The organism is Micromonospora sp. MH33 (assembly GCF_003013775.1).
Lineage (GTDB): Bacteria > Actinomycetota > Actinomycetes > Mycobacteriales > Micromonosporaceae > Micromonospora > Micromonospora fulviviridis.
On the sequence record NZ_MUYZ01000136.1, the window covers coordinates 1 to 16,577 of the forward strand.

The window sequence follows — 16,577 nt, forward strand, 5'->3', positions numbered from 1 at the left end:
GGCGTCGCCGCGACCGCGGCGCCCGCCGCCGACCCGGCGCCCACGAAGGGCCCGTGCGCGTACACGCCGACGCCGGACGAGCCGGCGGCCCGGCCGGTGCCGCTGCCGCCGGACCCCCGCCACACGCCCGACCGGGGTACGGTCCGGGTCACGCTGCGGACCAACCAGGGGCCGATCGGGCTGACCCTCGACCGCGAGCAGGCCCCGTGCACCGTGCAGAGCTTCCTGCACCTGGCCCGGCACAAGTTCTACGACCGGACCCCCTGCCACCGGCTCACCGCGTACCCGACCCTGAAGGTGCTCCAGTGTGGTGACCCGTCCGGCACCGGTGAGGGCGGGCCGGGTTACCGGTACGCCGACGAGCTGCCCACCGACCTGCCGCCGGCGCCCACCGACCCGACCGGGGTCCGCCGCCTCTACGCCCGGGGCACCCTGGCCATGGCGAACGCCGGCCCGGACACCAACGGCAGCCAGTTCTTCCTGGTCCAGTCCGACTCGGCGCTGCGCCCCAACTACACCGTCTTCGGCACGATCGACGCGGCCGGGCTGGCCACCCTGGACCGGATCGCGGCCGGCGGCATCGCCGCCACGCCCGAGGACCCGGCGCCGGTGGACGGCGCGCCGGCCCTGCCGGTGGAGATCTGCAAGGCCACCCGGGGCCGCTGATCCATTCCCCCGGCGGGGCGGCGCGCCGCCCCGCCGGGGTCGGCGGTGGGACCCATCCCATCGACCGAAGGTGATGTCCGTCACGCTGGCGGCCGGGTGGGTGGCGGGAGGCCGCACCGGCTCGCCGGACGGCCGATTCCCGGGCCAGCGCCGGTGATTCGGCCGGTCGACCGGCTCGGAGCGGCCGTCGCGGATGGCCCCGTCCATCACGGACGGATCGGCCGCCGACACGCACCGTGTCGCCCGCCGGCCCGCTGCCGCTCGTCGACCGGCGGTGGAGTTTGCGCCGCTCACTACCCTGTCCGTGATCCATTGCCGGGGTACCCGTCGACAGCGATAAGGGCGTCAGATGACCAACAGTTACCCCCCGTACGGGGGGCAGCAGCCGGACCCGAACGTCAACCCCCAGTGGGGGCAGCCGGCTCAGCCCGGGGCGTACCCCGGCTACGGCCAGCCCGGTCAGCCCCCGCAGTTCGGCGCTCCCGTGCCGCCGCCGAAGTCGAACAAGGGCCTGATCATCGGGCTCTCCGCCGGCGCCGCGGTGGTCCTGCTGGCGCTCTGCGGCGGCGGTGTCGGTCTCTTCCTCGCCGCCGGTGACGACAAGCCCGACCCGGTCGCGTCGAGCAGCAGCAAGCCGGCCGGCCCGAGCGCGGAGCCGTCCGCCGGCGGGCCGGAGTCGGAGACGCCGGCGCCGGACAACAACGCGGTGACGGCCCGCTACTCCAGTGACATGTCCTCGGTCTGCGACGGCAGCGCGATCCTCAACGCCGCCCCGTACACCGCCGGCTCCCCGGCCAAGGCGTACACGTTCGCGAACTCTCCCGACCGGCCGTCGTACTGGTCGTCCAAGTCGATCAGCTCGGCCAAGCCGTACTACAGCAAGAGCGCCGACTTCGAGTCGGTCGCGGTGGTCGGCTGCCTGAAGGTCGTGGAGGGCAGCGAGGGTACGCCCAAGAAGTGCGACTACAAGAACAACGACGGGAAGATCGTCACGGTCTCCTACATCTCCTCGCGCTACGAGCTGACCTTCTACGCGGCGAAGACCGGCGAGAAGATCGGCGACGGCGGCACGGTGAGCGCGCCGGCGAACCGGTGCCCGAGCTTCATCTCGTACAACAAGCTCACCATGACGTCGTACGCCGCTCCCGACAGCGGCACCATCGAGGCCGCGCTGGACAAGTTCCTGTCCTGAACCGGGACCGCCCGGCCGGTCGGCGTCTCCGCCGGCCCGGCCGGGCTTTGTCGTTTCCGCCGGTCAGCGCTGGGCGCCCGCCGTGACGGGTGCCGGCCAGCTGCCGGTGAAGACCTGCGGCGTCGTCGCGCTGCGGGCGGCGAAGCCGAACAGTGAGTCGACCTGGGCGGCCTCATTGGAGCTCGGGTACGGGTTGGTGCAGCTGGTGCCGGCGCTGCCGCCGGACATCAGGATGGCGCAGTTGCCGTTGTAGTTGTCGGGCAGGCCGAGGATGTGCCCGATCTCGTGGGTCATGATGCGCAGCGGCGAGTACTGCTGCGCCTGGTAGTAGTCGATGACCACGCGGCCGTTGCCGAGGCTCGTGCGCTGCGCGTACGAGCCGCCGCCGTAGGTGTAGTAGATCATCAGGTTCGAGCCGCACTGCGCCATGTTGATGTTGTTGGTGGCGTTGTTCCAGATCGAGGCGGCCTGCACGGCGTAGCTCGCGAACGGCCCGGCCTGGCTGGTGTTGTAGCAGACGTTGCGGACGGCTGCGGCGGCCGGCGCCGCGTCGACGGTGACGGCGCCCAGCGCCGCCAGTGCCGCGGTGGCGACGGTGGCGAGGAACCGGGTGACCTTGGGAAGACGCATCGCTCACTCTCCTTGTGGGACGGGGTCGAGCGGGGACCGGCTCAGCCTATATATCGGTCTGCGTCGATATCAAGCCTCGATTGCGGCCCGCTTCGGGAGGCGGCTGGGCGGCGCGGGGATGTGACACCGGTCTCATCCGGCCGCCTCGTCGGTGTCAGGTGCGCGACCGGGCGCCTCGGCCGGTCGGTGGAGTTCGGTCCACCCGTCCGGGCGCTCAACTGCTGCAACGATGTAATCGATCGGATGAATTGCCGCCGGTCATTGGGCCTGCCGTTGTCCGGCGGCTCCTTGATCGTCGTCTACCTGACACGCTGTGGTTTGCGGAATTACCGTCTGTCGTTGCAGAATGGGCCGTGGCCGCAGCCGGCGGGGGAACCGCTGTGGCCGACAGACTTAATGATCGTAAAGGTCCTGGGGAGTGGAAAAGTGATCTGTGGCTGGCGGTCATAGCGGGCTGAACCCGACATAGGGTGCCCCAGATCGGGTCCGGACAGGGCATTTCCGTGATCAACGCACGCCGGAGGAATGCGTCGCCGTGGCGGCCGTTCCTATTTCGGCGTGCGCTGTGAGTGGCAATGGATTGGCATATCCGGCCATCCGCAAGTCCGATCCTCATTGCTTTGATGCGGCTTAACCTGCGCTAAGTCGGGCTGTCGTCAGTCCGTTTCCAGCCGAGGAGAATCTGAATTGCGCCAGCTCGAGAAGTGTGCCCGGAGTGACTACTCCGTGTCATTCGCCCAGCACCGGATGTGGTTTCTGGATCGGCTGGCGGGCGGCCGGGGCACCGCATACGTGACCACGCCGATGTGGCGGGTGGACGGCCCGCTGGACCGCGGCCGCCTCCAGCGCGCGCTGGACGCGGTGGTGGCCCGGCACGACGCGCTGCGCACCACCTTCGTCGAGCGCGACGGGGTGCCCCGGGCTGTGCTCGCCCCGCACGTCGACGCCGCGATCGACTGGCGCGAGGCCGGCTCGGCCGCCGAGGTCGCCCGCGCGGCCGAGGTGGAGGCCGCCCGGCCGTTCGACCTGGCCGCCGGGCCGCTGTTCCGGGTGGTCGTCTGGCGACTCGACGACACCGAGCACGTGGTGCTGGCCGCCATGCACCACATCGTCTCCGACGGCTGGTCGATCGGCGTGCTGGTCCGCGAGCTGGGTGCGCACTACGACGGCGGGGCGGTGCCCGAGCTGCCGCTGCGGTACGTGGACTTCGCCGAGGCCCAGCGCCGGGAACTCGACGGGGACCGCCTGGCGGCCGACGTCGCGCACTGGCGCGGCCAGCTCGCCGGCCTGCCGGCGCTGAACCTGCCCACCGACCGGCCCCGGCCGGAGCAGCCGTCGCACGCCGCCGCGACCAGCGAGTTCATCCTCGGCCCGGAGCTGGTGACCGGGCTGCACCGGCTCAGCCGCGAGCACGGCGCCACCCTCTACATGACCCTGCTCGCCGCGTTCCAGGTGCTGCTGGGCCGGTGGAGCGGGCAGGACGACTTCGGCATCGGCACCCCGGTGGCCGGGCGGGGCCGGCCCGAGGTGGAGAACCTCATCGGCCTCTTCGTCAACACCCTGGTCATGCGGGCCCGGCTGGCCGGCGACCCGACCTTCGCCGAGCTGCTGAGCCGGGTCCGCGACGACGCCCTCGACGCCCTCGACCACCAGGACGTGCCGTACGAGCGGGTGGTGCGGGAGCTGCGGCCCGAGCGGCCGGACACCGACTCGCTGATCGACGCCTGGTTCGCCATGCAGAACGTCCCCGGCGACGACGGGCAGGGCGGCACCCTGCGCTTCACCGACTTCGACACCGACCGGCCCAAGGCGCTCTTCGCCGTGTCGCTCTTCGCCCAGCCGCGCGGCGATGAGCTCGCCATGACCGTGGTCTACCGCACCGACCTGTTCGACGCGGCCACCATCGGCCGCCTTGTGCAGCGCTGCCGGGAGCTGCTCGCCGCCGTGGTCGCCGCTCCGGACACCCGGATCGGCGCGCTGGCGCTGCCGGCCGCCGAGACCGCCGTGCTGCGCCGGTTCGGGGCCGCCGAGGTGGCCGGGCGCACCGTCGACCCGGTGGTCGCCTTCGAGTCGCGGGCCCGCCGCGATCCGGGCGCGTCGGCCGCCATCGCCGCCGACGGGGTGGTCTCGTACGCCGAGCTGAACGCGCGGGCCAACCGGGTGGCCTGGTGGCTGCGCGAGCGGGGCGTCGGACCGGAGACGCCGGTCGGTATCCGCCTGCCCCGCGGGATCGACCTGCTCGCCGCGGTGCTCGGCGTGCTCAAGGCCGGCGGCGCGTACGTGCCGCTGGACCCGGCCTGGCCGGCCGAGCGGATCGACTTCGTCCGCGCCGACGCCGGCCTCGACGTCCTGCTCGACGGCGTGCTGCCGGACGGCGGCCGGGACGACGACCCGGGTGTGCCGGTGGACCCGGCGCAACTCGCGTACGTCATCTACACCTCCGGCTCGACGGGCCGGCCGAAGGGCGTGGGCGTGCCGCGCGGCGCGATGGCCGCGCACGTGTCGCGGATGCGGCGGCGCTTCGGGCTCGGCCCGGCCGACCGGGTGCTCCAGTTCGCCGCGCTCGCCTTCGACGCCTCGATCGACCAGGTGTTCCCGGCGCTGGCCTGCGGGGCCGCCCTGGTGCTGCCCGAGCACGGCCTGGTCGCCCCGGCGACGCTGCTGCCGTTGCTGGACCGGCACGGCGTCACCGTCGCCAACCTGCCGCCGGCCTACTTCGGCGAGCTGGTCGCCGAGCTGACCGAGCGGGACGGGATCGTCCCGGGCGCGTTGCGGCTCATGGTGCTCGGCGGCGACGTGGTGCGCCCCGCCGACGTGGACCGCTTCGCGACGCGCTGTCCCGACGTCGCGGTGCTCAACGCGTACGGCCCGACCGAGACCACCGTCACCACGGCGGTGGCCGACGTCCCGCGCGGCGTCGTGGGCACGGTCCCGGTCGGCCGGGCGGTCGGCGACCGTCACCTGTACGTGCTCGACCACCAGCTCCGCGACGTGCCGGCCGGCGCGGTCGGCGAGCTGTTCGTCGGTGGTGGACAACTCGCCCGGGGCTACCTGGGCCGGCCGCGGCTGACCGCCGAGCGGTTCGTGCCGGACCCGTACGGGCACGAGCCGGGCGGGCGGCTGTACCGGACCGGGGACCTGGTCCGCTGGCGGTCCGACGGTCAGCTGGAGTTCCACGGCCGGGCCGACGGCCAGGTCAAGGTGCGCGGGTTCCGGGTCGAGGTCGGCGAGGTCGAGGCCCGGCTCCGCGAACACCCCGCCGTGCGGGACGCCGTGGTGGTGGCCTGGCAGGACCGGCTGGTGGCCTACCTGGCCGGCGACGGGGTGGCCGTCGACGAGGTGCGGCGGTGGCTCGGCGAGCGGCTGCCCGAGTTCATGGTGCCCGCCGTGGTGGTCGTCCTCGACGAGTTGCCGCGCACCGTCGGCGGCAAGGTCGACCGGGACCGGCTCCCCGACCCGGACGGGCACCGGCCCGAGCTGACCGACACCTTCGAGGGCCCGCGCGACGAGACCGAGGAGGCCGTCGCCGCGGTGTGGCGGCAGGTCCTCCGGGTCGACCGGATCGGCGTCCACGACAATTTCTTCGACCTCGGCGGCCACTCACTGCTGGCCACCCTCGCGGTGGCCCGGCTGGTGAAGGCCCTCGACCGGCCGGTCGACGTGCGTACCTTCTTCGCCCACCCGACCATCGCCGAGTTCGCGGCGGCCCTGCCCGCGGCGGCGGCCGGGCCCGCGGCCGGGATCACCCGGCTGCGCCGCAGCGGCGACTTCCCGCTCTCCTTCGCCCAGGAGCGGATGTGGTTCCTCAACCGGCTGGAACCCGACGCGCCGGACTACATGGCCGCGCTGGCCTGGCGGGTCGACGGGCCACTCGACCGGGGCCGCCTCGACCGGGCGCTGCGGCAGCTCGTCGACCGGCACGAGTCGCTGCGCACCACCTTCCCGGTGGTCGACGCGCAGCCCGTGCAGCGGGTCGCCGCCACCGCCGAGATCACCGCCGAGTGGCACGACGTGCGGTCGGCGACCGACCCGTACGCCACCGCCGTGGCGCAGGCCGGCGCGGAGCTGCACCGCCCGTTCGACCTGGCCGCCGGCCCGCTGTTCCGGGCCCTGGTCTGGCAGCTCGGCCCGGCCGACCACCTGCTCGTGCTGGCCATGCACCACATCGTCTCGGACGGCTGGTCGATGGGCGTGCTGGTCCGGGAGCTGGGCGCGCTCCACGACGGCGAGACCCTGCCGGAACTGCCGGTGCAGTACGCCGACTACGCCGGCTGGCAGCGCCAGGAACTCGCGGGCGACCGCCTCGCCACGGAGCTGGGCCACTGGCGCAAGCGCCTCGACGCGCTGCCCGCGCTGGAGCTGCCCACCGACCGGCCCCGCCCGGCCCGGCCCTCCTGGGTCGGCGCCACCCACGAGTTCACCCTCGAACCCGAGCTGGTCGCCGGCCTGGAGCGGCTCGGCCGCCGGCACGGCGCCACCCTCTACATGACCCTGCTGGCTGCATTCCAGGTGCTGCTGGGCCGGTGGAGCGGGCAGGACGACTTCGGCGTCGGGGTGCCGGTGGCCGGGCGGACCCGGCCCGAGGTGGAGAACGTCATCGGGTTCTTCGTCAACACCCTGGTCATGCGGGCCGACCTGGCCGGCGACCCCACCTTCGCCGAGCTGCTCGGCCGGGTCCGCGACCAGGCGCTCGACGCGTACCAGTACCAGGAGGTGCCGTTCGAGCGGGTGGTCGAGGAACTCGCCCCGGACCGCGACCCGGGCCGGTCGCCGCTGTTCCAGGCCATGTTCGACCTGGAGGTACGCGCCGTGGCGGCGCCCCGGCTCGGTGCCGCCCGCTTGCGCAGCGCCGAGATCCCGTTCGACGTCACCAAGTTCGACCTGATGTTCACCTTCACCACCGACCCCGGGGCGGCCGGCGGCTTCGTGCAGTACCGCACCGACCTGTTCGACGCGGCGACCATCGACCGTCTCGTGCAGCGCTGCCGGGAGCTGCTCGCCGCCGTGCTGGCCGCCCCGGACACCCGGATCGGCGCGCTGGCGCTGCCGGCCGCCGAGACCGCCGTGCTGCGCCGGTTCGGGGCCGCCGAAGTGGCCGGGCGCACCGTCGACCCGGTGGTCGCCTTCGAGTCGCGGGCCCGCCGCGACCCGGGCGCGCTGGCCGCCATCGCCGCCAACGGGGTGGTCTCGTACGCCGAGCTGAACGCGCGGGCCAACCGGGTGGCCTGGTGGCTGCGCGAGCGGGGCGTCCGGCCGGAGACGCCGGTGGTGGTCCGGCTGCCGCGCGGCATCGACCTGCTCGCCGCGGTGCTCGGCGTGCTCAAGGCCGGCGGCGCGTACGTGCCGGTCGACCCGGCCTGGCCGGCCGAGCGGGTGGACCTGGTCACCACCGACGTGGGCGCCACCGTGGTGCTGGACGGGCCACTGCCCGACGGCGGTCGCGACGACGACCCGGGTGTACCGGTGGACCCGGCGCAACTCGCGTACGTCATCTACACCTCCGGCTCGACGGGCCGGCCGAAGGGCGTGGGCGTGCCACGCGGCGCGATGGCCGCGCACGTGTCGCGGATGCGGCGGCGCTTCGGGCTCGGCCCGGCCGACCGGGTGCTCCAGTTCGCCGCGCTCGCCTTCGACGCCTCCGTCGAGCAGATCTTCCCCGCGCTGACCTGCGGGGCGGCGCTCGTGCTGCCCGAGCACGGCCTGGTCGCCCCGGCCCAGCTGGTCGCCGACGTCGAGCGGCACCGGGTCACCGTGATGGAGGTGGTCCCCGGCTACCTCACCGAGCTGATCGCCGAGGTCACCGCCGACGGCACCTCCGCGCCGACGTGGAGCCCGGCCCGGCTGCGGCTGCTGGTACTCGGCGGCGACGCGGTGCGCCCCGCCGACCTGGCCTGGTGGCGCCGCCACCACCCGGACGTCGCCGTGGTGAACACCTACGGCCCGACCGAGACCACCGTCAGCGCCACCGTCTACGACGTGCCGTCCGACGTGGACGGCGTGGTGCCGATCGGCCGCGCGGTGGGGGACCGGGCGCTGTACGTCCTGGACGGCCACCTCGCCGAGGTGCCGGTGGGCGCGGTCGGCGAGCTGTTCGTCGGCGGGACCCAGCTGGCCCGGGGCTACCTGGCGCGGCCGGGGCTGACCGCCGAGCGGTTCGTGCCGGACCCGTACGGGCGGGAGCCGGGCGGGCGGCTGTACCGGACCGGGGACCTGGTCCGCTGGCGGGCCGACGGTCAGCTGGAGTTCCACGGCCGGGCCGACGGCCAGGTGAAGGTGCGCGGGTTCCGGGTCGAGGTCGGCGAGGTCGAGGCCCGGCTCCGCGAGCACCCCGGTGTCCGGGACGCCGTGGTGGTGGCCTGGCAGGACCGGCTGGTGGCCTACCTGGCCGGCGACGGGGTGGCCGTCGACGAGCTGCGGGACCGGCTGGCCGAGCGGCTGCCGGAGTTCATGGTGCCGGCCGTGCTGATCGTCCTCGACGGGCTGCCGCGCACCGTCGGCGGCAAGGTCGACCGGGACCGGCTCCCCGACCCGGCCGGCCACCGGCCGACGCCGGGCGCGGACGCCGAGCCGCCGCGTACCCCGACCGAGGAGGCGATCGCGGACATCTGGCGGCAGGTCCTCCAGGTCGACCGGATCGGCATCCACGACAACTTCTTCCACCTGGGCGGCCACTCCCTGCTCGCCACCCGGGTCGCCATCCGGCTGCGCGCGGCCTTCGGCTGCGAGGTGGCCGTCCGCACCCTCTTCGAACGGCCCACCGTGGCCCGGCTGGCCGCCGCCGTCGAGGAGCAGCTGATGGCCGAGATCGCCGCGATGAGCAGCGAGGACGTCGAGCAGGCACTGAAGGAGCAGCAGGCATGAGCACGATGCACGGCCTGGTCGAGGCGCAGGTCCGGCGTACCCCGGACGCGGTCGCCCTGGAGTTCGAGGGCGCGGAGCTGACCTACCGGGAGCTGGACCGCCGGGCCAACCGGCTGGCCCACGCCCTGCGCCGGCGCGGCGCCGGGCCGGAGACGGTGGTCGCGGTCGGCGCCCAGCGGTCCCTGGAGCTGCTGGTGGCGCTGCTCGGCATCCTCAAGAGCGGTGCCGCCTACCTTCCGCTGGACCTGGAGCTGCCCACCGACCGGCTGGCCTACATGGCCGGTCAGGCCGGCGCGGTGGCCCTGGTCCGCGGCCCCGGCATGGCCGTCGACCTCGGCCTGCCCGGGCTGCCCGAGCTGACCCTCGCCGACACCGACGGGGAGTCCGCCGAGCCGTGCGGCGTCGCGGTCGACGAGCGCAACGCCTGCTACGTCATGTACACCTCCGGCTCCACCGGCCGGCCCAAGGGCGTGGTCGCCGAGCACCGGGGCGTGGTCAACCGGTTGCGCTGGGGGCAGCACGAGTACGGCATGACCTCCGACGAGCGGGTGCTCCAGAAGACCCCGTACGCCTTCGACGTGTCGGTCCACGAGCTGTTCTGGCCGCTGATGGTGGGCGCCCGGCTGGTCATCGCGAAGCCCGGCGGCCACCGCGACACCCGCTACCTGGTGGAGACCATCCAGCGCCGGGAGATCACCAGCGTCCACTTCATCCCCACCATGCTGGCGCTGTTCGTCGGCGAGCCCGGCGTGGCCGACTGCCACAGCCTGCGCCGGATCCTGGCCAGCGGCGAGGCCCTCCCCACCGACCTGCAGAACCGGGTGCTGCGCACCCTGCCCGACGTCGAGCTGCACAACCTGTACGGCCCGACGGAGGCCAGCATCGAGGTGAGCGCCTGGGCCTGCCAGCCGGAGTGGACCGGCGCCGGCGTGCCGATCGGCGCGGCGGTGGAGAACACCCAGCTGCACATCCTCGACCCCGAGCTGCGCCCGGTCCCCGGCGACGGGCCGGGGGAGCTGTACCTGGCCGGCGTCCAGCTCGCCCGGGGCTACCTCGGGCAGCCCGGCCTCACCGCCGAGCGCTTCCTGCCCGACCCGTACGGCGAGCCGGGCGGGCGGATGTACCGCAGCGGCGACCTGGCCGGCTGGCACCGCCCCGGCGTGGTCGACTACCTCGGCCGGGTCGACGAGCAGCTCAAGCTCGCCGGCAACCGGGTGGAGCTGGGCGAGATCCAGGCCGTGCTCAACGACCAGCCCGGCGTCCGCGCCTCGGTGGTGGTGGCCACCGGCGAGGCGGCCGAGAAGCGGCTCGTCGCGTACGTGGTCGGCGACGGGCTGGACCTGGCGGCGCTGCGGGACGGGCTGGCCGGGCGGCTGCCCGGCTACATGGTGCCGTCGATCTTCGTGCCGCTGGCCGAGCTGCCGCTGACCCCGAGCGGGAAGCTGGACCGCAAGGCCCTGCCCGCCCCCGACCGGCCCGACCTGGCCGTGCCGTACCGGGCGCCGGAGAACCCGGTGCAGGAACGGCTGGCCAAGGTGTGGACCTCGGTCTTCGGGGTGGCCCGGGTCGGCGTGGACGACACCTTCTTCGCCCTCGGTGGGCACTCCCTGCTGGCCGTGCGGCTGATCGCCCGGCTCCGCGAGGAACTCGGGGTCGAGGTCTCCGTCCGGGACCTGTTCGAGGGGCTGACCGTGGCCCGGCTCGCCGAGACGGTCGCCGCCGCGCCCGCCGAGGACACCGCCCCGGCGCTGGTGTCCGGCGGCGGCGACGCGCCCGCCGTGGCCTCGTTCGGGCAGGAGCGGCTGCTCTTCCTCCAGCGGATCCACCCGGACAGCCCCAGCTACGTCATCCCGGTCGCCTGGCGGGTCGACGGCCACCTCGACGAGGCGACGCTGCGCCGGGCGCTGCGCCGGCTCGCCGCCCGGCACGACGCGCTGCGGACCCGGTTCGTCGACGACGCCCCGGTGGTCGACCCGGAGCCGGCGGTCGAGCTGGCCCGGCTGGACGCCGACGCCTGGACCGACGAGCTGGCCGCCGCGCAGATCCGCCGCCCGTTCGACCTGGCCGCCGGGCCGCTGTGGCGGGCCGCGCTGGTCCCCCTGCCCCGCCGGTGCGCTACGTCGACTTCGCCCGCTGGCAGCGCGCCGACCTCACCCCGGCCCGGCTCGCCGCCGAGCTGGACTGGTGGCGGCGCACCCTCGCCGACGTGCCGGCGCTGGAGCTGCCCACCGACCGGCCCCGGCCGGCGGTGCTCGGCGCGGACGGCGCCACCCACCGCTTCGCGCTGCCCCAGGACGCGCTGCGCCGGCTGGCCGCGCTCGCCCAGGAGCAGCGGACCACGTTGCACACCGTGCTGCTGACCGCGTTCCAGGTGCTGCTCGGGCGGTGGAGCGGGCAGACCGACTTCGCGGTCGGCACCCCGGTCGCCGGCCGCTCCCGCGCCGAGGTGGAGAACGTCGTCGGCTTCTTCGTCAACACCCTCGCCGTCCGGGCCGACCTGGCCGGCGACCCCACCCTGACCGAGCTGCTCGGCCGGGTCCGCGAGGCCACCCTCGGCGCGTACGAGCATCAGGACGTGCCGTTCGAGCAGGTGGTGGCGGAGCTGCGCCCGGAGCGGGACCTCAGCCGCACGCCCGTCTACCAGACCATGTTCGCGCTGCGGGACACCGCGGTCACCGCGCTGCGGCTGCCCGGTCTGACCGCGGCCGAGCTGCCGCTGGGCTGGCGGACCGCCAAGTTCGACCTCACCCTCTTCGTCGACCAGGCGCCCGACGGCACCCTCACCGGCCTGTTCGAGTACGCCACGGACCTGTTCGCGGCGCCCACCGTGGCGCGCCTGGCCGCCGCGTACTCGCGGCTGCTCACCGCCCTGGCCGGCGACACCGGCGGGCGGCTCGGCGACTGGGACGTCCTCGACCCGGCCGAGTGGGCCGGCCTGCTCGCCGCGGGCACCGCGCCGCGGCCGGCGATCCCGGCCCGCGCTCTGCACCACCTCGTCGCCGACCGGGTCGCCGCCGACCCGGAGCGCCCCGCCGTGGTGGACGGCGAGGCCGTCTGGACGTACGCCGACCTGGTCCGCGCACAGCTCGCGGTGCTCCGGACCGGCGGCGCCTACCTGCCGCTGGACGCCGACCAGCCGGCCGAGCGCAGCCAGCACATGATCAACGACACCGGCGCCACCGTGCTGATCACCGCCGCCGGGCACCACGACGGCGCCGGGCTGGGCTGCCGGGTGGTCGACCTGGTCCGGGACGCCGCCGAGGTGGACCGGCGTCCCGACACCGACCCGCGGGTCCCGGTCGACCCGGAGCAGCTCGGCTACGTGGTCTACACCTCCGGCTCCACCGGCCGCCCCAAGGGCATCGGCATCACCCACCGCGGCCTGGTCCGCACCGTGCACGACGGCGGCTACCTGACGCTCGGCCCGGACGACCGGGTCGCCTTCGCCGCCAACCCGGTCTTCGACGCGGCCACCTTCGAGGTGTGGGCCACCCTGGTCGCCGGCGCGACCCTGGTGGTCACCCCGCCCGACGTGGCGCTCTCGCCGGCCGCCCTCGCCGGCCAGCTGGACCGGCACCGGGTCACCACGCTCTTCCTCACCACCGCCCTGTTCCACCAGGTCGCCCGGGAGCGCCCGGACGTCCTGCGCGGGCTGCGGCACGTGCTCTTCGGCGGGGAGGCCGCCGACCCGGTCGCGGTGGACGGCCTGCTCGCCCACGGCGGCCCGGAACGGCTGCTGCACATGTACGGCCCGGCCGAGTCCACCACCTTCGGCACCTGGCACCCGGTGACCGCGCCGACCGGCGGCGCGGGCGCCGTCCCGATCGGCCGGCCCATGCACAACACCACCGCGTACGTGGTGGACCGGGAGCTGCGGCCCGTCCCCGTCGGGGTGGTCGGCGAGCTGCTGCTCGGCGGCGCCGGCCTGGCCCGCGGGTACGTGGGCGCGCCCGGCCGCACCGCCGAGCGGTTCCTGCCCGACCCGTTCGGCCCGCCCGGCGGCCGGGTCTACCGCACCGGCGACCTGGTGCGCTGGACCGCCGACGGGGTGCTGGAGTTCGTCGGCCGCGCCGACGGGCAGGTCAAGGTGCGCGGGTTCCGGGTCGAGCCGGGCGAGATCGAGACCGCGGTACGCCGCCACCCGGCGGTCCGTGACGCCGTGGTGCTCGCCCGCCCCGACCGCAGCGGCGCGCTGAGCCTGGTCGCGTACGTGGCCGCGGACCCGGCGGAGCTGGGCGACCTGCGGGCCTACCTGGCCGGGTCGTTGCCGGCCTACCTGGTGCCGGCCGCCGTGGTGGTCCTCGACGAGCTGCCGCTGACCCACAACGGCAAGGTCGACCGGGCCGCCCTGCCCGAGCCGACGTACGCCGCCGGCGCCGGCCGGCGGGAGCCGGCCACCGAGCTGGAACGGCAGCTCGCCGCCATCTTCAGCGAGGTGCTCGGCGTCGCCGACCCCGGCATGGACGACGACTTCTTCGCCCTCGGCGGGCACTCCCTGCTGGCCATCAAGGTGGTCGGCGCGGTGGCCGCCCGGACCGGCCGGGAGATCACCTTCCGGGACCTGTTCACCACCCGCACCGTCGCCGGGCTGGCCCGGCTGATCGCCGGCGCCGGCGAGGTCGCCGCCCCGATCACCCGGGGTACGGCGACCACCGGGCTGCCGGTCTCCTTCGGCCAGGAGCGGCTGGTCTTCCTCGACCGGCTGGAGGGCGCCGGGGCGGCGTACACCATCCCCCTCGCCTGGCGGCTCACCGGGCCGCTGGACGCCGACCGGCTGGCCGCCGCGCTGGACGCGCTGGTCGACCGGCACGAGGCGCTGCGCACCCGGTTCACCCTGGTCGACGGGGTGGTCCGACAGGACATCGCGCCCGGCTGGGCCGGCCTGGAACGGCGGGACGCGGCCACGCCGGCCGAGGCGGAGGCGGAGCTGGCGCGGGAGTCGTGCCGCCCGTTCGACCTGACGACCGGGCCGCTGTTCCGGGCCGTGCTGTGGCGGGCCGGCGACGCGCACCTGCTGCTGCTCGCCCTGCACCACACCGTCGCCGACGGTTGGTCGGCAGCGGTGCTGGTCCGCGAGCTGGAGGCCGGCTACGACGGCGCCGAGACCGCCCGCCCGCCGGTGCGGTACGCCGACTTCGCCGCCTGGCAGCGGACCCGGCTCGCCGGCGACCGGCTGACCGGGGAACTGGACCACTGGCGGCGGCGGCTCGCCGACCTGCCCACCCTGGAACTGCCCACCGACCGGCCCCGCCCGGCGGCGCGCACCGGCGCCGGTGCGAGCGTCGGGTTCACCGTCGAGCCGGAACTCGTCGCCGCGCTGGAACGGCTCAGCCGGGCGCACGGCGCGACCCTGTTCATGACGCTGCTCGCCGCGTACCAGGTGCTGCTGGGCCGGTGGAGCGGGCAGGTGGACTTCGCCGTCGGCACCCCGGTCGCCGGCCGGGGCCGCCCCGAGGTGCGCGACGTCGTCGGGTTCTTCCTCAACACCCTGGTGCTGCGGGCCGACCTGACCGGCGCGCCCACCTTCGCCGAGCTGCTCGACCGGGTCCGCGACGACGCGCTCGGCGCGTACGAGCACCAGGAGCTGCCCTTCGGCCGGCTGGTCGAGGAGCTGCGCCCGGAGCGCGACCTCAGCCGCTCGCCGCTGTTCCAGGCGCTGTTCAGCTACAACGACTGGACGCTGGACACCCTGCGGCTCGGGCCGGTGGCCGGCGCCGCGCTGCCGGTGGACCGGGGCGCGGCCAAGCTCGACCTGACCCTGGAGCTGGTGCACGGCCCCGACGGGCTGGCCGGAGCGCTCGACTACACCACCGACATCTTCGACGCCGCCACCATGGCGCGGATGGCGGAGGCGTACACCCGGCTGCTGCGGGCGGTCGCCGCCGACCCGGCGACCCGGATCGCCGACCTGCCCCTCGCCGAGGCCGCCCCGGCACCGGCGACGCTCGACGCGCCGGCCGGGCCGTTCCGCTCGCTGCTCGACCGGATCGTCGATCGGGTCCGGGCCACCCCGGACGCCACCGCCCTGACCGGGCCCGGCGGCGAGCTGACCTACGCGGAGCTGGACCGGCGCGCCAACCGGCTCGCCCACCACCTGCTCGCCCAGGGCGTCGGGCCGGAGGACCGGGTCGGGCTGCGGCTGCCCCGCAGCGTCGACACCGTGGTCGGCGTGCTCGGGGTGTGGAAGGCCGGGGCGGCGTTCGTCGGGCTCGACCCGGACCTGCCGGCGGCCCGCCTGGCCCACCTGGCCGAGGACTCCGGGGTGCGGCTGGTGCTCGACCCGGCGGCGCTCGCCGACCCGGCGCTGGCCGCCCGGCCGGCCACCCCGCCGGCCGTCGCCACCCGCCCCGACCAGCTCGCCTACCTGGTTCACACCTCCGGCTCCACCGGCCTGCCCAAGGGCGTGCTGGTCGAGCACGGCAGCGTGACCGCCTACCTGGACACCATCCTGGCCCACTACCGGCTGGACGCCGACGACGTCGTCCTCCAGCGGGCCTCGCCGAGCTTCGACGCGTTCCTGCGCGACTGCGTCGGCCCGCTCACCGTCGGCGCGACCGTGCTGATGGCCGGGCAGTCCGACCTGTCCACGCTCCGCGCCGACCTGCCCGGTCGGCCCGCCCCGACCGCGCTGCTGAGCATCGTCCCGTCGTTGCTGCACCAGCTCCTCGACGCCGGTGACGTGAGCGCCGCGACGCTGCCCGCGCTGCGGCTGCTGGTGCTCAGCGGCGAGCCGTGCATCCCGGCGCTGCTGGCCAAGGTGCACGCCGCGCTGCCCGGGCTGCCCCGCGTGGTCAACCAGTACGGCCCCACCGAGGCCACGGTCACCACCACCGTGGCCGACCTCGACCCGGCGGCGGCGTACGAATCCGTCACCATCGGCGCCCCGATGCCGGGGACCACCGTGCACGTGCTCGACGCGGCGCTGCGGCCGGTGCCGGTGGGCGTCTTCGGCGAGGTGCACATCGGCGGCGCCGGGGTCACCCGGGGCTACCGGAACCGGCCCGGCCTCACCGCCGCGGCGTACCTGCCCGACCCGGCCGGGCCGCCCGGGGCGCGGATGTACCGCACCGGCGACGCGGCCCGCTGGCTGGCCGACGGGACGCTGGAGTTCCGGGGCCGGCTGGACCGGCAGGTGAAGGTGCGCGGCGTCCGGGTCGAACCGGCCGAGGTGGAGGCCGCCCTCGCGGCCCACCCGCAGGTCGGCGCGGCGGCCGTGGTGGCCCGCCCC

Annotated in this window: 4 protein-coding genes and 1 pseudogene; 4 read left to right on the forward strand and 1 reads right to left on the reverse strand. The window is 75.3% G+C overall.

What is annotated here, in order from left to right:
* Nucleotides 1-666, forward strand: a 666-nt coding sequence (locus B0E53_RS20330) for a peptidylprolyl isomerase (protein ID WP_107077520.1), incomplete at its 5' end; no start/stop codon positions are given.
* Nucleotides 667-1,015: 349 nt separating this feature from the next.
* The gene (locus tag B0E53_RS20335) at nucleotides 1,016-1,858 is read left to right on the forward strand and encodes a hypothetical protein (RefSeq protein ID WP_107077521.1); all 843 of its coding nucleotides are present in this window, start codon (nucleotides 1,016-1,018) and stop codon (nucleotides 1,856-1,858) included.
* Between the two features lie 63 nt (nucleotides 1,859-1,921).
* Here B0E53_RS20335 and B0E53_RS20340 read toward each other — a convergent pair whose 3' ends face one another.
* Nucleotides 1,922-2,488: a snapalysin family zinc-dependent metalloprotease gene (locus B0E53_RS20340; RefSeq protein ID WP_107077522.1), complete on the reverse strand. Its 567-nt coding sequence runs from the start codon at nucleotides 2,486-2,488 to the stop codon at nucleotides 1,922-1,924.
* A gap of 726 nt (nucleotides 2,489-3,214) precedes the next feature.
* On the opposite strand from B0E53_RS20340, the gene B0E53_RS20345 reads away from it, so the two are divergent.
* Nucleotides 3,215-9,349, forward strand: a complete 6,135-nt coding sequence (locus tag B0E53_RS20345) for a non-ribosomal peptide synthetase (RefSeq protein ID WP_281492880.1) — start codon at nucleotides 3,215-3,217, stop codon at nucleotides 9,347-9,349.
* A gap of 77 nt (nucleotides 9,350-9,426) precedes the next feature.
* Nucleotides 9,427-16,577: pseudogene (locus tag B0E53_RS20350) on the forward strand (amino acid adenylation domain-containing protein); the annotation flags it as partial.

Bases quoted from the DNA above. Each gene is read 5' to 3' on its own strand.
- B0E53_RS20335 (WP_107077521.1), top strand. From the start codon at position 1,016: ATGACCAACAGTTACCCCCCGTACGGGGGGCAGCAGCCGGACCCGAAC.
- B0E53_RS20340 (WP_107077522.1), bottom strand. From the start codon at position 2,488: ATGCGTCTTCCCAAGGTCACCCGGTTCCTCGCCACCGTCGCCACCGCG.